The sequence below is a fragment of the Pullulanibacillus pueri genome, from assembly GCF_014639255.1.
GTDB classification, from domain to species: Bacteria; Bacillota; Bacilli; order Bacillales; family Sporolactobacillaceae; genus Pullulanibacillus; species Pullulanibacillus pueri.
The window spans coordinates 31325-51304 of record NZ_BMFV01000006.1; the positions used below are offsets into that span (position 1 = coordinate 31325).

The 19980-nt window shown below is 41.1% G+C and carries 17 protein-coding genes; 4 read left to right on the forward strand and 13 right to left on the reverse strand.

Annotated features, from left to right (window positions below):
* The first annotated feature begins 176 nt into the window (after positions 1 to 176).
* A complete protein-coding gene (locus IEV91_RS05500) occupies positions 177 to 1781 on the forward strand; it encodes an APC family permease (RefSeq protein ID WP_188496416.1) in 1605 nt (534 codons plus the stop codon).
* Between the two features lie 171 nt (positions 1782 to 1952).
* Here the strand turns inward: IEV91_RS05500 and IEV91_RS05505 are convergent, their stop codons facing one another.
* Positions 1953 to 2537 (reverse strand): Maf family protein, encoded by a 585-nt coding sequence (locus IEV91_RS05505; protein WP_188496417.1) that lies wholly within the window; start codon positions 2535 to 2537, stop codon positions 1953 to 1955.
* Between the two features lie 332 nt (positions 2538 to 2869).
* Here IEV91_RS05505 and IEV91_RS05510 point away from each other — a divergent pair, with 332 nt between their 5' ends.
* Together IEV91_RS05510 and IEV91_RS05515 are read left to right on the forward strand one after the other, a co-directional pair.
* Positions 2870 to 4378, forward strand: a complete 1509-nt coding sequence (locus IEV91_RS05510; RefSeq protein ID WP_188496418.1) for a sodium-dependent transporter — start codon at positions 2870 to 2872, stop codon at positions 4376 to 4378.
* A gap of 1 nt (position 4379) precedes the next feature.
* Complete coding sequence (locus tag IEV91_RS05515) at positions 4380 to 4490, forward strand: methionine/alanine import family NSS transporter small subunit (RefSeq protein WP_188496419.1); 111 nt, start codon at positions 4380 to 4382, stop codon at positions 4488 to 4490.
* Between the two features lie 286 nt (positions 4491 to 4776).
* On the opposite strand, the gene IEV91_RS05520 is transcribed toward IEV91_RS05515, so the two are convergent.
* The 12 genes from IEV91_RS05520 to IEV91_RS05575 all read right to left on the reverse strand — a co-directional run bounded on the left by IEV91_RS05520 (position 4777) and on the right by IEV91_RS05575 (position 18980).
* Complete coding sequence (locus IEV91_RS05520; protein WP_188496420.1) at positions 4777 to 5595, reverse strand: carbohydrate ABC transporter permease; 819 nt, start codon at positions 5593 to 5595, stop codon at positions 4777 to 4779.
* A complete protein-coding gene (locus IEV91_RS05525) occupies positions 5596 to 6498 on the reverse strand; it encodes a carbohydrate ABC transporter permease (RefSeq protein ID WP_373284400.1) in 903 nt (300 codons plus the stop codon).
* Between the two features lie 162 nt (positions 6499 to 6660).
* Complete coding sequence (locus tag IEV91_RS05530; RefSeq protein ID WP_373284397.1) at positions 6661 to 7941, reverse strand: ABC transporter substrate-binding protein; 1281 nt, start codon at positions 7939 to 7941, stop codon at positions 6661 to 6663.
* A gap of 155 nt (positions 7942 to 8096) precedes the next feature.
* Positions 8097 to 9656 carry a response regulator gene (locus IEV91_RS05535; protein ID WP_188496421.1) on the reverse strand — a complete coding sequence of 520 codons (1560 nt, stop codon included), beginning with the start codon at positions 9654 to 9656 and terminating at the stop codon, positions 8097 to 8099.
* Positions 9657 to 9689: 33 nt separating this feature from the next.
* On the reverse strand, positions 9690 to 11159 hold the full coding sequence (locus IEV91_RS05540) for a sensor histidine kinase (RefSeq protein ID WP_188496422.1): 1470 nt from the start codon (positions 11157 to 11159) through the stop codon (positions 9690 to 9692).
* A complete protein-coding gene (locus IEV91_RS05545) occupies positions 11152 to 12159 on the reverse strand; it encodes a sugar-binding protein (protein WP_188496423.1) in 1008 nt (335 codons plus the stop codon). Before IEV91_RS05545 ends, IEV91_RS05540 begins: the two co-directional genes overlap by 8 nt.
* Positions 12160 to 12552: 393 nt before the next feature.
* Positions 12553 to 12927, reverse strand: coding sequence for a DnaJ family domain-containing protein (locus IEV91_RS05550; RefSeq protein ID WP_188496424.1), 375 nt, complete (start codon positions 12925 to 12927; stop codon positions 12553 to 12555).
* An 81-nt stretch (positions 12928 to 13008) separates the two neighbouring features.
* Positions 13009 to 14346, reverse strand: coding sequence for a bifunctional folylpolyglutamate synthase/dihydrofolate synthase (locus tag IEV91_RS05555; protein ID WP_188496425.1), 1338 nt, complete (start codon positions 14344 to 14346; stop codon positions 13009 to 13011).
* Entirely contained in the window at positions 14343 to 15644 is a 1302-nt protein-coding gene (locus IEV91_RS05560; protein WP_188496426.1) for a bifunctional folylpolyglutamate synthase/dihydrofolate synthase, read from the reverse strand. Before IEV91_RS05560 ends, IEV91_RS05555 begins: the two co-directional genes overlap by 4 nt.
* A 116-nt stretch (positions 15645 to 15760) precedes the next feature.
* Positions 15761 to 16252 (reverse strand): hypothetical protein, encoded by a 492-nt coding sequence (locus IEV91_RS05565; RefSeq protein ID WP_188496427.1) that lies wholly within the window; start codon positions 16250 to 16252, stop codon positions 15761 to 15763.
* A 349-nt stretch (positions 16253 to 16601) separates the two neighbouring features.
* Positions 16602 to 17960, reverse strand: coding sequence for an MFS transporter (locus tag IEV91_RS05570; RefSeq protein WP_188496428.1), 1359 nt, complete (start codon positions 17958 to 17960; stop codon positions 16602 to 16604).
* A gap of 240 nt (positions 17961 to 18200) precedes the next feature.
* Complete coding sequence (locus IEV91_RS05575; RefSeq protein ID WP_229745421.1) at positions 18201 to 18980, reverse strand: DUF4931 domain-containing protein; 780 nt, start codon at positions 18978 to 18980, stop codon at positions 18201 to 18203.
* Between the two features lie 349 nt (positions 18981 to 19329).
* Between IEV91_RS05575 and IEV91_RS05580 the strand changes: the two genes are divergently transcribed.
* A complete protein-coding gene (locus IEV91_RS05580; protein WP_188496429.1) occupies positions 19330 to 19941 on the forward strand; it encodes a biotin transporter BioY in 612 nt (203 codons plus the stop codon).
* The last annotated feature ends 39 nt before the right edge of the window (positions 19942 to 19980 follow it).

Here is a 19980-nt window from a genome sequence, read left to right on the forward strand (position 1 = left end):
CTCCTCCTTTCCACATCATCTCAATGTACTGTTGAACATTAACCTTCGTTTGATATTTTTCCAATTTACCCCAGACCAATATATTAATATATTTGCACTGAATACATTGATTAATCTGATTATTAAACATATACTTTAAAAGAATTACTATAAAATTTACAAAAGGAGGAAACTATTTGGAACAAGGACAATTTAAGAAAAAGTTGACTTTGTTAGACCTCACCTTCTTAGGATGTGGCTCTATAATCGGATCAGGCTGGTTATATGGTTCGATGAACGCTGCAAGTCTTGCGGGATCTCTTGCATGGATCTCTTGGATAATCGGAGCTATTATTTTTATGCTTATAGGACTTGTTTACGCCGAGCTATCCGCTGCATTACCAAGATCCGGTGGCTTTCTTCGTTATCCTGATTATTCTCATGGTTCCATGGTTGGCTACCTTGCCGGTTTCGCTTCATTACTAGGATACACAAGTGTCATTGGGGTAGAAGTTGAAGCTGTTCGTCAGTATGCCTCAGCATGGCTTGGCGGCATGCAAGACGCTAATGGTAATCCCACCATTTTAGGATTTCTTGTGCAGGCAGCACTAATAGTTCTTTTCTTTCTCATTAATTATTGGAGTGTTAATTTCTTTGGGAAAGTCAATACCGCTTTAACCTTTTTCAAATTTGTCGTTCCTATTCTCATTGTTATTATTTTACTATTAAACATGCACCCAAGTAACTTTTCTGCTGGTGGTGCTGATCCTGGTGGTATCCACGGTGTCTTCAAAGCGGTTGTCGCCGCCGGTATTGCCTTTGCCTTTCTTGGTTTTAGACAATCTGTAGATTTTGCAGCAGAAGCAAAAAAGCCACAAACCAGTGTCCCGTGGTCTATTATTCTATCTGTTGTGCTTTGTCTCGTTCTTTATATTATTTTACAAATTGCCTTTATCGGTGCCGTTCCTGCCAATGTTATTAATGGAGGCTGGGCAAGCATTGATTGGGAGTCTCCTTGGGTAAACTTGGCTAAGCTTTTAGGAGCCTATTGGCTAGCCACATTAGTATCGATTGATGCTGCCATTTCTCCAGCGGCCACTGGGAATATCTTTCTTTCTGGTACCGCGCGCGTGATGTTCGCTTGGGCGAAGAACGGATATTTTTATTCCATCTTCCAGAAGGTCGATAAGCGGACAGGGTTACCTCGAGGCGCATTATGGTTAGCACTTATTATGGGGATAGCATGGACACTTCCTGGACAATTCCAATCATGGAGCGGATTGGTCGGTGCGGTCACCTCAGCCTTTGTGCTCACCTATATGCTTGGACCCATTTCTCTTGCCTCATTTAGAAAAACAGATCCGGATTTACCACGCCCATTTAAGTTAAGAGGGGCAAGCGTGATCTCTCCTCTTGCGTTTGTCGCAGCCTCACTTGTCGCCTATTGGAGCGGTTGGGCCACAATGGAAATCCTGATTGTCTTAATGGTCGCATCTCTTATCCTCTATTTAGCTTTTGTTGACAAGGATAAGAGACTCAGAGCGACCTTAAAAGAGGATTTCAAAGCAACGATTTGGTTGTTTGGTTACTACGCCTTTATGTTAATCATTCTCTTTATCGGTTCATTTGGGCCTACCAATGACGATGGCGAAATGCCACACCAATTAATTAAAGGACCATGGGATAGCATTATTCTCGCAGTCGGAGCCCTAGTCATCTACTATTGGGGCGTTGCCAGCGCTTTGAAAAAATCACGCATTATCCTTGAGGAAGATGAGGTTTCAGACGTACAAGCGTCATAAGAAACACTCAGCTTCAATCATGGTAAGGACTTTAGAACAGAAACGAGCACCGCTTATTCTAGCGGTGCTCGTCCTTTTTTAAAAGAATAAGAAAGTAAAGCCATCAAGAAATAAAGAGATCGGTAGAAAAATTTGTCTTCATGGATAAGGACTTGGTGCCAGCCAATTTTTTTATAAAATCTCTACACCAAATGCCTTCAGCATATCAGAAAGTAAGGATAATGATAATCCGACAACATTGAAGTAATCTCCTTCGATTCCTTCAATAAAGGTTGCCCCAATCCCCTGTATTGCATATGCGCCTGCTTTGTCCATAGGTTCTCCTGATTTGATATATCTCCAAATGGTGTCATTATCAATATGTTTCATAACGACCTTTGTCCTTTTCCATCGCACCAGCTGCTTTTGAGACTCATAATCAATACAAACGAGACCACTATAAACGTCATGTGTCCTCCCTTGTAAAGCATTAATCATAGAAAAGGCTTCCTCTTCATTTCGGGGTTTCCCCATGATCTCACCGTCTAAAACAACAACAGTATCACCGCCAATAATAATACCCTCCTCTACTCCCTTCACATGGTGAAGTGCATTTAAAGCTTTCCTTTGGGCTAATTCCATAACGACTTCTTCCACTGAAAGAGAGTAAGCAAAGGTTTCATCGGTCTCAAACTTGGCTATTTTGACAGGAAAGCCTAGTGATTCTAAAAGAGAAATTCTACGCGGCGAAGAGGATGCAAGGATTAAGGGCTTCATTGGACTCTCTCCTTTTCAAGTCATGAACTTTTTATTTCCTTTTACTATAACAGAATTTTTAAGGTTAAGAGAAGCCGAGCCTAGACCCTTATTAAGACACTGAAAAAGCTTTTATTCAAAATTTACCGCCTATAAGCAAGTGGACTGAAGTGCCCCCCTCCTCACTATCCATAACAAGCTTTCAAGAATCCAGATACGTTTTTCGAACAAGCGGGTTTTTTCTATATTTTTTCATAATTCTATTTACAGAGTAAGTCACTTCTTGTATACTAACTCTTATTCTAAGAGTAACACAAAAGGCAATTTTCTTAACTTTATAAGGAGGTACTACAATGAAGAGCAGAGAACAATGGGGATCACGAGCCGGTTTCATTCTGGCTGCTATCGGTTCTGCTATCGGACTCGGAAACATTTGGCGTTTCCCGGCCGTTGCTTACGCCAATGGCGGAGGGTCTTTTTTCCTTCCATATTTGATCGCCCTATTAACAGCCGGTATCCCCTTACTCATTCTTGAATTCACAATGGGACACAAATACCGTGGGTCGGCACCGCTCACATTAGGTCGAATCTCACGCAAAGGCGGCGAATGGCTAGGCTGGTGGCAAGTGGTTGTCTCTTTCGTTATTTCCAGCTATTATGCAGTCATCGTGGCTTGGGCTGTCGCCTATACATGGTTCTCTTTTAAATTAGATTGGGGATCCGATACAGGGGGCTTTTTCCAAAAAGATTATGCGCAATTTGCCACAGTAAGTCCAGGAAGTTTCGGGGGCATCGTCTGGCAGGTTTTCCTTCCCCTTATCCTTGTGTGGATCGTTGTTTTTATCGTGCTATTTAAAGGCGTGCGCAAAGGGATAGAAAAGGCCAATAAATTTTTTATCCCTCTATTAGTCATTCTTTTTGCTATTGTTGTCATCCGGGCGGTCACCTTACCTGGTGCTGCGGAAGGACTTAATGCCTTCTTCACTCCGGATTGGCACAAAATTTGGAGTGGTAATGTTTGGGTTGCCGCTTATGGACAGATTTTCTTCAGCTTGTCTATTGCTTTTGGGATTATGGTCGCTTATTCCAGTTATCTTCCAAAGAAATCCGATATCACCAATAATGCCTTTATAACAGGGTTCGCCAACTCAGGGTTTGAACTCCTTGCTGGGATAGGTATTTTCTCAGCACTAGGCTTTATGGCCCAAACGCAAGGGAAAGAGGTGGGAGATGTCGTCGAAGGTGGCGTTAATCTTGTTTTTGTCGTCCTCCCACAAATTATAAATACATTGCCGGCTTTAAAAGTGCCTTTTGCGGTCTTATTTTTCCTATCGATTATTTTTGCCGGGCTGTCTTCCTTAATCTCCATTGTGGAAGCTTATGTTTCAGCGGTACAGGATAAATTCCAAATGTCTCGTAAGACAGCAGTGGTGATTGGTGCAGGTCTTTCAGCTCTGATTTCTCTTTTTTATGCTTCACGAGGTGGACTCTATTTCTTAGACACTGTTGATCACTATGTCAATCAATATGGCATTGCTCTCGCTGGACTTGTCGAGGTCATTTTAATCGCTTGGGTCTTTCGGAAGCTTGATACGTTTCAAAAGCACGCCAATGCCATTTCTGATATCCGCCTTGTCTTCTGGTGGAAGGCTTGCTTAGGTGTTATCACACCGCTTGTACTTGGCTACATGATGGTGAAGAGTGTCATTGAGGACATCCAAACACCTTATGGTGGTGGGGATTACTCCATTCCATTCTTAATGGTTTCGGTTATTGTGACAGCACTCACAATGATTATTGGTATTATTCTCACACCATTTAAGTGGAAAAGGACATTATCAGAAAAAGAGGAGGCCAGCTAATATGTCAGGAAGCGCAATAACGATGATGATCATCGGTATGGTCATTCTCTGGGGTGGTTTAGCCGCAAGCATTTTCAATGTTGTCAGAGTCTCTCGAAAGCAAAAGTCTTAAATAAATGAGTTGCATTGGTGGTACGCTCTTTAACCGCCATGTTGATTTCTTATAGTGTTAGAAAATCTGGGTGAAAAAGCATACCCGGCACTCATTCAGTTGGGCATTAAAATGTTTTTTACCAAAAGGCATCGTCAACACCAAGTGGATTGGAGCGGAAATCCACACCGTCCTGATAACCATAATGTTATACATTCTGACGTTTAAAAAAGCTCACCCTTGTGAACGGCACCCAAGATGTTAATTCGTCTAACATCTGGAGCCCTCACTCGGGTGAGCTTTGTTATTAACCCTTAACAGAACCTGCAAGCATGCCACGGATAAAGTATTTCCCTAGTAAGATATACACTAAAAGCGTTGGCAAGGCGGCCAGAATCGCGCCTGCCATTTGCACGTTCCACTCAACAACCTGACTACCTGCTAAATTTTGTAAAGCGACCATGATCGGTTGCTTATCAGAGGAAGTCACGGTGACAGCAAATAAAAATTCATTCCAAATATTCGTAAACTGCCAAATGGCCACAACAACAAACCCAGTAATCGATAACGGCATCACCACATAACGATAGATTCTCAAGAAGCCTGCCCCATCAATTTGTGAGGATTCGATGAGGGCATCCGGAATGCTGGCATAAAAGTTTCGAAACATAAGCGTCGTAATGGGAATACCATAAACGACATGGACAAGAATCAACCCTGGTATTGTATTATAAAGGCCGATATTCCTTATAAACTGAATCAAGGGGATGAGAATACTTTGATAAGGAATGAACATCCCAAATAAAATGATAGTAAAGATCCAGTCCGCCCCTTTAAACTTCCATTTTGAAAGCACGTAGCCATTAAGTGAACCCAATAAAGCAGAAATCAAAGTGGCTGGAACAACGAGATAGATAGAGTTTAAAAAATTGGGTGCCAGCTTCGAAAAAGCTTGGGCATAACCGCCCCAATCGATCGTCGATGGCAATTTCCACATCGTATCGAGTGAAACTTGATCGAACGGTTTTAAACTCGTCACGAGCATGACATAAACGGGGATAAGAAAACAGACCCCCATGACAATAAGAAACACATAAACGAATGTCCGGGATAATCGCCCTGTCATTTAAGCGTCCCCCTTCCGGCTCTTAATAAGATAGGGTACGATAAAGATGGCCACTAAAAGGAGCATGATCATAGCAATCGCCGCCCCCTGTGCATAATAATTAGCCTTAAAGGTCGTCTCAAACATATTCACTCCGGGCATATCCGTCACATAGTTGGCTCCTGAGCCTGTCATCGTATAGATCAGATCAAAGATTTTAAGAGAAATATGGGCCATGATAATAATGACACTAAACATAATCGGTTTTAATTGTGGTAGAATCACTTTCCAATATATCTGCAATTCTGTCGCACCGTCCATACGGGCTGCTTCCCGCAGTTCATCAGGTATCCCCCTAAGTCCAGCAAGAAACATTGCCAGCGAAAACCCTGTTTGTTGCCATGTCGCCGCAATGACAACTGGAATTACAGCTGCTGGAATCCCAAAATCAATCATCCCTATATGAATATGAGGAAAGATGGCTGTCGACGTATACCATTTCAAATGAATCCCGAGATGTTCAAGAAATAAATTGACACCCGTCGATGGGCTTAATACCCAACGCCAAACAACCCCTGTAACAACAAAGGATAATGCCATTGGAAAAAGAAAGATATTTCTAAAGAGCGACTCTGCTTTTAGTTTTTGATCGATAAATATCGCGAGCACGAGTCCTAATATCACCACTGCGATAATGAAGAAAAGTGTAAAAAAGATTGTATTCCTAAGGTCAGCTTGGAATCTAAAATTCTTGAAAATATACGCATAATTATCGAATCCTGCAAAGGAAAAATCAGGGAGAAAGGAATTCCACTGACTCAAAGAAACGTAGCCAGTCCAACCAATAAACCCATAAACAAACACTGCAATTAATATGATTGACGGTAATATGAAACCAAGGGCAATCCATCTATCTGCATTCATGCGGCGCCTTCGCCGAGGCTTAAATGCCGGCTGATTTGAAAGTCTTGGTCTGCCTTGAGTCACCATATCTGACATGATAGCTTCCCTCCTAGTAAAAACATGAAGTCTCTTTGGCTATGAAAAGGAAGGGGAGGGACCCTCCTCTTCCTTTTTTCAGCTTTCCTATTTCAGTAATGAGCTTGCTTGCGTTAACGATTGAATAAAATTATCCACATTTTTCTGTGTGACAAACACGTTAACCGCTTCATCAACTTTAGTCATAAAGCCTTGAGGAGCTGCTGAACCATGCGCAAGACTCGGTGTTAAGCTATCTGTTTTAAAGTCATCCATGGCTTGTTTACTGTAATCATCGTATTTAGACGTGTCCCCATCAACATTTGCTGGAATTGATCCTTTTTTGGGATTAAAAGCATCCTGACCATCGACTGAACCGAGAACAGTCAAAAATTTATCAACTTGATCTGGATTTTTTACACCCTTGGGCTTACCGAAAGTATCGGCAACCACCATGAAGGAACCATCCGATTCTGGTGTTGGAACCGCACCAAAGTCTTCATTATATTTCAGATTTTTACTTGTAAAATATCCTTTAGCCCAGTCACCCATGATATTCATAGCGGCTTTGCCATCAGCAACAAGCTGTGAGGCATCCTGCCAAGCAAGTGAACTGTGATCGTCATTAATATAACCTATCATTTTCTTGAAAATCTCTGCAGATTTCTTAACAGCGGGATCATCAAATGTGACTTCTCCAGTCCATAATTGCTTATATTTGTCAGGTCCAAGTTCGGCTAGAAGAATATTTTCAAAGACCATGGTAGATCCCCAAACTTCTTTGTCACCAATCGCGAGTGGCGTAATCCCTTTAGCCTTTAACTTATCGGCAACATCGAAAAACTCATCGAAGGTTTTTGGGGGTTGAAGATTGTTATCATCAAAAACCTTTTTGTTATACCAAAGGACATTACCACGATGAATATCAACTGGGATGCCGTATATTTTGCCGTCTTTACTTACCATATCAATGAGGTCCTCTGGAAATTTTCCATCCCAGCCATTTTTCTTAAATAAATCATTTAAAGGCTCCATTTTCCCTGCATCAACATAAGCCATCAATTCAGCACCGCCATGCACTTGGAAGGTCGAAGGTGGGTTCCCTCCTTGCATGCGTGTCGCCAAAACAGCCTTGGCGTTAGAACCAGCACCACCAGCAACCGCTTCGTTTTTCACTTCAATATCTGGTTGCTTTTTATTAAAGACATCAATTAAAGCGTTCAATCCGTCTGCTTCCCCACCGGCTGTCCACCAACTAAAAATCTCTAACTTGCCTCCATCACTAGAATCACTGCCTTCAGAGGCCGCTGTATCAGACTTTCCACACCCCGTGAGGATCATAGCTAAAGCAAGGATAGAACCTAAAAGTACAGCAAGACTCCTCTTCACTGGTCTTCCCCCTTTTCTATTTTTAGCAGCGCCTTAAATTCACTTATGTAAGCGCTGTACTATAAATATAAGGGATACCATCTGACATTTGCGGAGCATCTCCTGCACTTTTTTGTTATCTTTCTTCACTTTTTTGCACAACGCTTACATTTATACTATTTCTCCTGCCGACGGTACTCCCGTGGCGATTGCTTTGTCCACTTTTTAAAGACACGGCTGAAATAATTAGGGTCATGATAGCCTACCTGATAACAGATTTCTTTTTGCGAAAGCTCTGTTGTCTTTAATAAATTCTGAGCGTGCTCAATCCTTTGTTTTGTCAAATACTCAATATATGTCATCTCATAGTTTTCTTTGAAGAGCTTACTAAAATAGTAGGGACTCAATTGCACATGATTGGCCACATCCTCTAGCGAGAGCGATTCAGTATAATGACTGTCTATATACTCTTTTGCTTGATATAACAGCCCCTCCATATCCTGCTCCCGCCAACTTGAAATCTCCTCAGCAATTTTCACAAGATAGGCTCGTGCTGTGTCTTTAAGTTGTCCCAATGAGAGAGAAGAGGGCTTAAGAAGAGGAAGTGAGATCCCCATATCTTTAAGCATGCGAGAAAGGACGACCCATAACTCCCACACACTCTCACCAATACGATCTATATCCCCTTTTAAATGTTCCTCTAATGTTAAAAAGTACGCTTGAAAGACAGCCGGTACATGCTCTACCTCTCCGTTTTTCACGGCCGTAATCAACGCTTGCTCCGTTTGAAAATCTATCGTTGGTTGCTGCTGATGTTTATTAAACGATGAATGGTAATAGGAAGATCTGACATTTTCGTTTGTATGTTCAAGAGCAATAAGCGCTTCATTATAGGAGGAAGCGAAATCATTGGCTGAAGCGACAGGCGTCCCCATGCCGACATTAATCTGAGCTTCACTGAAGTGCTGATCAAACTCGCGAAGAAAGGCTTTAGCCAATTGCACAGCCTCAGATTGATAAGTGACATCCGTTACTTTTTTTCTGAGAACAAACACAGGGATATGTTCTCCAGACATCGGCCCAACAAATCCTTTACCTTCCTGACGAAACCACTGTTTAATCCAGACATAGCACGCCCTTCGTCTTTCCAATGCTTCTTCGTGCCCTACTGATAAAAGCCGACAAACCAACGCATATATTTCTTGCGCCTCGGGATTAAATAGCGACTCCCACTCTTCATTTTCACTTTCTTGGACATGATCAAGTAAAAGAGCAGAGACCCATTCCGATTGGACAAAGGATAAAGCCTTATTATAGGAGGTTCTTAAACTTTGACTTTCCTTCTCCTGCTTCTCCTCAGTCTCAATCTCTTGTAATACTCTTTGCACCGTTTCTATGATTTCTGTTTTCCGACTGGGCTTGAGTAGATATTCTTTGACCCCTTCGCGCATGACTTGTTTCGCATAATCAAAAGTATTGTAAGCAGAGACCATGATGAATTTTATTTTTGGCCGTTCTTTACGAATCTGTTTAACAGCTTCGACGCCATCGATCCCCGGCATTTTGATATCCATCATAATAATATCAGGGGCTAATGCTTTAGCCTTTTCAATCGCTTGACGACCATTTACAGCTTCATCCACAATGTCAAGGTCATCAAAAGCCTCCCCAATCATCTTTTTTAAAGCCTCTCTTTCTATTTTTTCATCATCAACGATAAGTAATCGTTTAACCATAACCTACTCCTCCCCTACTGAATCCCCTAATCATTAAGCTAAAGACACTGCTGACACCCTGTTCTCTTGACTTTCTTGTTTTGGCAGCCTGAGTTGAATCGTCGTCCCTCTTCCCCGCTCGGTCTTGATCGTAAAAATATCTGTTTTTCGGTAAAAAAGCTGCAAACGTTTCATTACATTAATAAAACCTAATCCCGTTGACCTGCTGTGAGATCCAGATCCTGTATGGGGTGGAGTTTCTTCCAATCGAAGTAAGCGTGCCTTTGTCTCAGCATCGATCCCCTCTCCATTGTCCATAATCGATATAATAATGTTATCTTCATTGTCATGAACAACTAAACGAATGACGGCTCCTTCTTCCCGTGATTCCACACCATGAGTAAAGGCATTCTCAATAATGGGTTGGAGAATAAGATTAGGTACTGGGAATTCCAAACAAGCAGGATCTATATCCATTTCAAAACTGACACGCTCTCCAAACCTTGCTTTTTGAATAAAGAAATAGTCTTGAATAATCTCCACTTCTTTTTTTAATGTAGTCGGTCGATCTAAATTCCTAAGATTGTGGCGGAGCATCGAAGCTGTTGATGTTATTAAATCACTGGTACGATCTGCGCCTTCTAAATACGCTGTCTTAGAAATGACATTTAGGACATTAAACAAGAAATGCGGATTAATCTGACTTTGTAAATTTTTCAACTCCATTTCCTTCAAAAGCTGATCAAGCTGCGATTTCTTTTCAATTTCTTCAATGAGGTTTTTAATATTGCCTCGCATATCATTAAACGTTCGGGCTAAAAACCGCATCTCATCTCTCGTATTGGCTACCACTGGCGGGCCATCCATTTTCCCTTTCGATATCTCCTGAGCCGCTCTTGTCAATCTTCCTATTGGACGAGTTATCCCCCGGGAAAACCAAAGGGCAAACAAAATCGCAAGTAGAATCGTGGCAATAAACATAAAGATGCCCATGGATTGAAAGTAAGTATTCTTTTTATCTAAGTCATGATAAAGTCCTTTATATTGTGTGAGCTCACCATTAATTAACGTAAGCGTTGTATTCAAAATGTATTGCTTTATCTTCAAAACCTCGGATAAATGTTCAGAATAAACATCGATATTCTGCTTTTGAAAAGCATCCGAAACAATCCCGGACTCGTCTAAAAAACTGGTGATCATATTAATATAATTATCTACGACTAATTGATTGGCTTGTTCCTTAATAACCACTGAAAGTTTCTCCTGGTCTTCTCCTAATGTCTTCCTCGCCACTAAATAGTCGGCATAATATTTAGGATCATGTTCAACCATATAATCATTTAATGTTTCATAGACACTGTTCGCCTTTTGTGAAATATCATTGAGTAAATAGTAGCGCATTAAGAAATCATCATATTGCTCAATTGATTTTTGACCATTTTGAAATAAAAAATAGGCCACTGCATTCATCAGAAAAATAACAATAAGGAAAAAAATCATCAGCTTCGTTCGAATCCTAATCATTGGGCACACCTCTATTCGAAAAGGCAGCCTTGATCGGCAAATCCTTAGCCGTAATCACCTGCGTCCTCGTGTGATTGACCGCCTTGACTTGCTTTCCCTTTAATAGATCCACCATCATGTTTACACTCTCATATCCCATTTGATAGGGTTCTTGACTGATTGTGGCATCAATATATCCCTTCTTCATCAGATTCTGTGTTTCATCTAAAGTGTCAAAGGCCATAATAAAGATCCCCTTTTTCAGATCCAACTGCTGAACAATTGCCGAAATGCCGATACCGTCAAGAGCACTCGTCCCAAAAAAGGCATTGATTTTTGGATGTTTCACGACCATATTGTAAGCCACCTCTGCCGCCTGGACTCTTGTAATATGGGACTCTTGGATATCAGCAATATGGACATGAGGAGCCTCAGCCACTGCCTTTTTAAATCCAGCAACGCGTTCCTTTTCATTGGCCGACTCAAAGTTCCCAGTGACAACCCCCACTTCCGCCTTTCCCCCCATAGCTTTAATCAGGGCTTTCCCCGCCATATAACCGGCACTATAATTATCTGTCCCAATGTAGGCATTCCTCCGACTATCCGAGTCATCTGAATCGATGGTAATAACAGGTATGCCTTTTTGAATGGCCTTATTAATGATAGCCGTCATATTTTTTGACCCAATCCCTTGAGTAATAATGCCATCTACTTTAGAGGCAATCGCGGTATCAATCTCATTGATATGGGCTTCAACATTCGTCTGAATCGGTCCACTATACTCAACGGCAGCCCCTATTTCTGACCCAGCAGCCTTTGCCCCTTTTTCAACTAAGTGCCAATATGGGTTATCCATCTCTTCCGGGATCAGAATAAAGTGATATTGCGGCTCTTTAATCTTACGGTCAGTTGTTAAGCGCGTATCGAAGTTAAACGCTTTCAAATAAAAATATAAAGAGAGCGAAAACGTAGCTATAAAAGAGATTACCAGTAAGAAAACAATCACCTTCCGTACTTTCATGACATACCTCTCCTTAATGGTGTTAATATTTTCATAATGCATGAATAATGGAGAGAGGTAAAGAACAGAATTAAGAAAAAAGGGAAAAAGCTGCTCCATCTCTTCCTCCCCACCCTATATTTTTCTTTATGAATTGACGGCTAGAATGAGAAAAGTTCATGATCATTTCGGAAAGAGATCCAGGAACGACGTTTAAGAGGAGGCATGTTCCCGCTAAGACTCGAGGTATTAAAGCATCATCTCCTTCAGACTCAGACTATCCATTCTGTGTAGACTGCTTATCCGAATGCCTGACTACTTCTGACTGTTACTTCTATGAGAAAGCAAAAAGCTGTCGAGGAATCTCAACAGCTTCTGCAACCTATAATTCTAAACAAAAACTTTCATTTATCCTTATTTGTATAACTTTTGATTAATCTTGTGCTCATATTTTCGGTATGTTGCTGTATGCTCAAGTTGTTTTTCATCAATAAGCTTTTGGAGGCGCACGGTTTTCTCGTTAAGCTTTCTCTCATAGACCGCTTTGTCTTCCTCATTATCACAGGCCGAAATGAGGTCGCGTAAATTCAAAATTTCTTTATTTAATTGTTTTTCATCTGTAATGATGCCAGCGTTTTTTAAGAGTTTATAACCAATACGTAAATCTTCAGGAAGAGCGGATAGATCTTCAAATTCTAATGGCTTGCCTTTACCCGGAAGATGCTTAAATTCACCCTCTTTTATGGCCCTTTTAATTTTATCTTCTGCGATGATACTAATAGCATCCAAAATCTGATCCCTCCTTTTTATCATAGTTTACAATCTTTCCTTAACAATGTCGTTGGAAATTTCAACAATTATGTAAACGTTTTATTTCCCTATATTCAATAACGAATGACCATACACCTTCTTTACCTCACCGATTGCCGTTTGTGTCCCGACAATTAAGATCAGCTCAGGATGAAGCGCTTTTGCTGCTTTTATTGCTTCTCGGAGAGGAATGATTCTCACACTTTTCTGTTGTTTTCTTTTGGCAAGGGGCAATGCCTCTACGGGAAAAGTCTTATGAGAATGCTCAGGTTCAGTGATAATCAGCTGTTCGGAAAACTGTGCACAAACATCAATAACCCCTTCATAATCCTTATCATCTGAGACCGCAATGAGCGTTACGATTCGTGACACCTCTAAATGATCGATAAGCTGACTTAAATACATTGCGGATTCACGATGTATTGCACCATCTAAAAGTGTTGGTGGCTGCGTTGCAATGACTTCACATCTCCCTGGCCATTGCACCTTTCTAAAAGCTTCCCGAACAAGTTCGACATCAAGAGGATGTTCAGTTATCTCTTCACATACTTTGATCGCTAGTGCCGCATTTTCCGCTTGAAACGCTCCTAACAATGGGACAAGAAGGTCTTTATAAGTCATCCGCTCAGTCTTTACATCAAAAGAAGTCCCCGAGAACATCATCTTAACATTAGAAGGTGCAAAGGCCCGTTCATAATAAAAGACAGGACGTCTATGAAGACGTGCTTCTATTTGGTGCTGAACATTCTCCTTTTGCCGACCGATAAAAGCCGCTCTCGTTATGCTTTTGACAATACCTAATTTATGATCAGTAATTTCCCGAAGCGTTGGACCTAACTGCTTTACATGTTCTAAACTGATCGGTGTGATGACCGCCCACTCATTTTCTAGTACATTGGTTTCATCGTAGCGCCCGCCACGGCCACACTCAATGACCTGAATATCCGTCTTCTGCTCTTTAAAATAAAGACAAGCAATCGTCAGAGTGATTCCTATGGGACCTAAATAATGTTCCCGTGATAGCGAATTTGAAATCTCCTCTATGGGCTGAGCAGCCTTTCCCATAAGTCTGATAAAATCCTCCTCAGAGATTGCTTGTCCATCTACACGAATTCTTTCTGTGAAATGGACCAAGTGTGGGGAAGTAAAAAGCCCAACCTTCCATCCCATGTGACTTAAAAGAGCGGCGATCAATCGTGCCGTTGACCCTTTCCCTTTACTCCCTGTAACTAGAATGGTCCGCAGCCCTTTATCCGGGGAGCCAACCGCATCTAACAGCTGCCGGGCCAAGGAAATATCCCTTGTCAGCGCATCATCGGCCTCTAATATAAATGGCTGTGCATTTAAAAAGGACTGATACACCAGATCCTCAGCTTCCTTAATTGTATGAATGGTCATTCCAGAATCTCATCTCCTGCCTCCAAGAGCCATTTTCGCATCTCTCCGACTAAATAGAGTGAACCTGTAACGAGCAAGGTCTCTTCTGGCCTGAGCCTCGAGTCCACAACACCCATCGCCTCAGCCACACCCTCGGCATATATATAGTCAAGATTAACCTCATGAAAAGCAGCTTCCACAGCTTCCTTGCTTTGTCTTCTTTCCACAAAAGGCGAAGGGACCACAATATATCGGGCTTGAGGAAAATGCAGGGCTCGTAGCATAGCCACAATATTTTTCCGCGAAGCAAAAGAAACCATAATTAATTGGGGCAAAATGCTTCGTGTCTTCAGATTGTGGCTTAAGGTTTTGAGTTCAAAAGGATTATGCGCACCATCCAAGTAAACCGCACATTCACGCCGGCTAAACTTCTCTAATCGTCCCGGCCAAACCGTCCTTCGAATGCCTCTGATAATCGCCTCTTCGGAAACATTGAAGCCTAATGTACTTAGCGCTTCCATCACCCTTATAGCATTCGCTGCATTTTGATATTGATGATCTCCTAATAAACTGGGCGTGAGTGAATCGAACTGCCAATGTGAGCTTTTATAAGTAAAGCCTTCCTCTCTCTCTACGCAATGAAAATCACGCCCGATAAATGCAAACTGACGACTCAGCTCCCTTTCAAGTGTAAAGAGCTCCTGGCGCGCCGTTTCATTAAACATGCCGCAAATCACCGCGGCTGTTTCCCGTTTGATGATGGCAGCCTTATCTCGCGTAATCGCCTCAATGGTATCACCTAATAAATGCATATGATCTAAAGTGATCTCTGTTAGACAAGCAATCATAGGTTTAAATACATTGGATGGATCACTGGCCCCGCCCGCCCCGTTTTCAAATACAATGAGACCTATTTGATGCTCTAGGAACCAAAGTAAGGCAATTAATATCATTAAATGCATGTGACCAACATCTTGAAGATCCCGCGGCCCTAGAGTATTTTTTATCCGCAAGACAATCCGTTGAAAGTCATCACTCTCCATTCGTTCGCCATTTATAACAAAGCGCTCTTCATAATCAATAAGATGGGGGCCTGTAAATAGTCCATAGGAAATCTGAGCCTCTTTCAATATGGATGCCATAAAAGCAGCTGTTGATCCTTTGCCACATGAGCCGGTAATTTGGATAATCTTAAATTGTTCGAGATCGATGTTAAACAGTTGAAGCAAGTGCTCCATCGCCCGTAGATGCCTACCATCTCGCGGCGTCTTTTTCTCATAAAAGGATTCTAAAAACGCATGGACTTCATGTTGTACCACAGTGAGTCTTCCTTTCAATATCCGAAGCTATAGTTCTCACTCATATTAGCGCGTCACAGCCCGATACGCAATTAAAAAATGTAAAGCTTTTCTCGCTTTTATGCCCATTGAAGGCTTCAAGACACTGGCTCTTTTTTATTGAGCCTCCTCCGGTTACTTATCCAATCCTTAGAGAATTGAAAAGCATATAAAAGTAACGCTCTACAAAAATCAACGATAAGGTATTGAAATTTCGTTAATTTTACTAAGGAAAGAATTTTGTGCTGGCTCGTAAATTTCAGCCCTCCCTTAAATATGAACCAATAATGAAGAAGGGAATTGGACAATAAGTACAGTAGGAATCTCCCGTAAGTCAATCGCAGCATCCAAAAGCTCATAATAAAATAAGGGCCTAGATTGAGCATATCCATACTATTTAATGGGCGAATGCCTTTGTAAAATTCCCACCAGTTTTTCTTTCGACCAAAGACATCAATCCCTTTGGTGAAAATGCACATCAAAAGAGCCGATAAAAAATATTTTTTTATATTCTTTCGCCCCAGTAGAGGTAAGGTTAACCACGGGACAATGAGCATGGCCAGTAAAAGAAGTTTTTTTGAACTTTTCATCTCGTAGCCTCCAGTAACATGCTCCATGATTTTATAGGCGTAGCGTCTATGAAAATAAACTGTGTGACATAGCATATGTTATTTTATTGAAATTTAACCTTTTCCCAAATCGAGATCTTGTTGGCTTAATTCGTAAACCGAGGTGCACGAAACAAGGTTGAAACTAACAAAACAGCGTTGCGCGCGCACCAAAGAAGTCGCTGATTCACAAAAAAGGGTCTGCACCCACAAATGGCTGCTGCCACTAAATCTTTATCGAAGAAGTTCCTTCCTCTTTCGTCTATCCTATACATTCATTTTCAAATAAAGACGCCTCCCCTGTTATACAAGGAAGGCGTTATGTCTATGTTTATGCCACACGTTTTTTACGCTTACTTGGCAGGCGCAAACTAAGAGCAAGGACCAAAAGACCCCCTACTATACACACATAAACAACAGTGTGCAAATGGGCAATATCTAGATGCTCACTAAATAATAAACCGAGAATCGTTGAAGAAGATATCGAACCAAGATAACGACTGGTCTGAAACAACCCAGACGCTGCCCCCGTTTCTTCAGGGGTCACATTATCATACAAAGCGGTCTGCATTGAAATATTGTTAAAGCCATTACTCATCCCTAGGATAATCATAATAATAATTAACCACCACAACGGTGAATGGTTTCCTATGGTTAGTAGCAAGATCGTCCCTAAGAGAATGGTCACTGCTCCTGATATGAGCGGCGGTTTAGAGCCACTTTTATCAATCCACCGCCCGGCAATTGGTGCAACAAACACCCCACATCCAGCCATGGCCAACATAATTAATCCTGTTTGCCCTTCACTATAGCCACGCACGTCTTGTAGGAAAATCGGAAGACCAAAGAAATAACAATAAAAAACTAAATTGATACAAATATACTGCAAGTAAACAAACGAAAGATTCTTATTGCTTTTTAAGGTTTTTAAATCAATAAAAGGTTCCTTCCGATGTTTTTCATAATAGTAGAAAACAATAAACCCTGCTAAAGCTATAGGAAGTGACCACCAACGGATGCTCTCCCCTAATGATAAAAGAAATAAAATAAAGGTAACCATCGCCACAGCAAACAGTGCAATCCCGACAAAGTCAATACGACTTAGATCAATTTTTTCCATTTTCTTATTAGGTAAAACAAATAATGCTAACACAAAAGAAACGATAATAAACGGAAAGTTAACTAAAAAGATTGACTGCCAATCCAACGATTCAATGAGAAATCCCCCGATAGATGGCCCAAAGGCCGCTGAAATGGAAGAAAAAACGGTAAGTGTAGCTAGGGCTTTTGCTTGACCTTCCGTAATGTACTTTCGCACCATTGACATGCCACTTGGGAAAAGGGTCGAGCTACCTATAGCTTGTAAAACGCGGCAAACAAGCAACCAGCCAAAGTTAGGAGAAAAGGGAGCAAGTAGCGATGCTAACGCGACAATAGCCAGCCCAATTAAAAACAAGCGCTTGGGTCCAAACATATCGCTGAGCTTTCCAAAAACAGGCTGACCGGCAGCACTGGCTAAGTAGAAGGCCGAAATCAACCAGGATGCTGTCGCAACGGATAAAGCAAACTCGTGTTGCAAGCGTACAAGTGCAACTGAAATCATAGAAGAATTTAAGGGATTGAGAAGTATCCCCAAACCGATTGTTAAGACGAATAACCACGGCTTCGGCTTTTGCAGAACTTTGACCATAAAAAATCCATCACCTTGTCTGAGTATGAAATAACATTCAGCCCTATAATCACCGAATGTGGGTTAAAGCATAGTGAAACAATCACAGGCAGACACCTATACTTTCCTTCGGTTTTTAACCTTGGAATCCAGCATAGGTTTTTCTGCCCACCCGCAGCAAATTTCCAATAGTACTATCATACGCAAAAAAAGGTGATGGGAAAAGTCAAATGCTTAATAAATCCTCCTTATTTCAGTTCATTATTCTTCTTTATAGGAGTAAAAATAGCGTTCTTGCAGGTCTTTAATCATCCCTGAAGTATCTGTATAGGTTTGCCTAAGTCCATACCCCACATATAAAGGTGTGGTCACGTATCTCGGCACTATTTTCACGAAGAATTTATTTAACCAATGATAAAAAAACAAATTATAGCTTTGGCAGCTCCCGCCATTGAACCGATTCACAATATAATGGCACATAGACTGGATGGACCGCGCCGCTTCATCTAACACTTCTAAATCATCAAAGATAATATTAAATTCAGTAAACCCAATCATAGGGTGAGTAGAGAGATTCACCTCTACCCCATCGGTTTTATTAATCTCGGTCCCAATGAAATATTCTTCTTTGAGATTCTCCCTATAATCAACACTGTCCATGCCAATGATTTGCATATGAGGATGACGAATCGACCCTCCGGATAAAGGTCCGTGATTCTTAAAGAAGAGCACCGATTGATAGGCTCCACTCTTTTCCATCTCCAGCCACTTCTCAAAAGCGAACGTCATAAGCTTATATAAATGAGGTAAATCATAATTCGAAAAATCAGAATTGCATATATCTGTCTCGATAAGAACCGTAGGAAACGTATCCGAAACAACCGGATATTTATTTTTTACTAGAATTATAGAATCCCTCTTATCCAGGATTTCATCAAGCTGTTCAATATCACAAAAAGGACAAAGACTATTACGATGAATGCTATTCGGTTTATCCTTGGCGATCATCGGATTAAATTGTAAAATTTGTTCAACAGTCAAAAAGATCACCGCATTTCTTTAAATTTATGCCTCAAACGGGCCATACTTTGACACTTCCAAATCATCATCAAACGGCTATTTGCTTCATCCTATACTCTTATTATAAATCTATTTTGACTCTATCTAAAAGTAAATTGTTTGTATCTTGAAGCATTTATGGTTCCCCCTTAACACCCACCGACCCAAACCATATGAGTCAAATGATCTAACCGTCGTTTTCCCTTTTTGATCCTTTGCTTTTGTATGATAATGGGCAAATTATTTGTTAACCTAAACTTATTATAGGTTGACAAATAATCAATAGGTTTTTATGATAAGGATAAGCTAAATATTAAGGAAGGTGTGAAAGATGAAGCAGACCAAAAGAAAACTAACGGCGTTGGATATGACTTACGCTGCCATGTTTGCAGCACTGATGGCGGTGGGGGCCAACATCGCACAATTTATACCGCCCATTGGTGGCGTTCCTATTACTCTGCAAACCTTTGTCGCACTACTAGCAGGGACTCTTTTAGGTAGCCGTTTAGGCGCTATTTCTATGACTGTTTATATGCTTGTAGGACTGGCAGGTATTCCAGTGTTTGCAAATTTCACAGGGGGATTATCCACTTTAGTCAGTACGAGCTTTGGATTTGTTCTAACCTTTATCCTCCTTGCCTATGTTGAAGGAAAGATCATCGAAAAGAGTAAAACACGAGGTTTTATGATTTTTCTAGTCGCGAGTGTCGTAGGGTTAATGCTCAATTATTTTTTAGGGACCACTTATATGTACTACGCCTACAAATTGTGGGCACATAGTCCAGAAGGTGTTTCTATTGTTACATACAAAATGGCTTGGGGATGGATGCTCGTTCCCTTACCCAAGGATGTTATTTTGACCATTGTGGCCGCTGTTGTTTCACCAAGGATTTATAAAGTTATTAACAAGGTCCAGGCTGGAAAAAGCAAACGGATTGCATAGAAGAAAGCCTGTGTGACTTACTCCAATATGAAGTGACTT

Coding starts and splice junctions, on each gene's coding strand:
- IEV91_RS05545 (WP_188496423.1), bottom strand. CDS start 12,159: ATGAAAGTACGGAAGGTGATTGTTTTCTTACTGGTAATCTCTTTTATA.
- IEV91_RS05565 (WP_188496427.1), bottom strand. CDS start 16,252: ATGAAAAGTTCAAAAAAACTTCTTTTACTGGCCATGCTCATTGTCCCG.
- IEV91_RS05570 (WP_188496428.1), bottom strand. CDS start 17,960: ATGGTCAAAGTTCTGCAAAAGCCGAAGCCGTGGTTATTCGTCTTAACA.
- IEV91_RS05505 (WP_188496417.1), bottom strand. CDS start 2,537: ATGAAGCCCTTAATCCTTGCATCCTCTTCGCCGCGTAGAATTTCTCTT.
- IEV91_RS05555 (WP_188496425.1), bottom strand. CDS start 14,346: ATGACCATTCATACAATTAAGGAAGCTGAGGATCTGGTGTATCAGTCC.
- IEV91_RS05525 (WP_373284400.1), bottom strand. CDS start 6,498: ATGAATGCAGATAGATGGATTGCCCTTGGTTTCATATTACCGTCAATC.
- IEV91_RS05540 (WP_188496422.1), bottom strand. CDS start 11,159: ATGATTAGGATTCGAACGAAGCTGATGATTTTTTTCCTTATTGTTATT.
- IEV91_RS05515 (WP_188496419.1), top strand. CDS start 4,380: ATGTCAGGAAGCGCAATAACGATGATGATCATCGGTATGGTCATTCTC.
- IEV91_RS05580 (WP_188496429.1), top strand. CDS start 19,330: ATGAAGCAGACCAAAAGAAAACTAACGGCGTTGGATATGACTTACGCT.
- IEV91_RS05510 (WP_188496418.1), top strand. CDS start 2,870: ATGAAGAGCAGAGAACAATGGGGATCACGAGCCGGTTTCATTCTGGCT.
- IEV91_RS05520 (WP_188496420.1), bottom strand. CDS start 5,595: ATGACAGGGCGATTATCCCGGACATTCGTTTATGTGTTTCTTATTGTC.
- IEV91_RS05535 (WP_188496421.1), bottom strand. CDS start 9,656: ATGGTTAAACGATTACTTATCGTTGATGATGAAAAAATAGAAAGAGAG.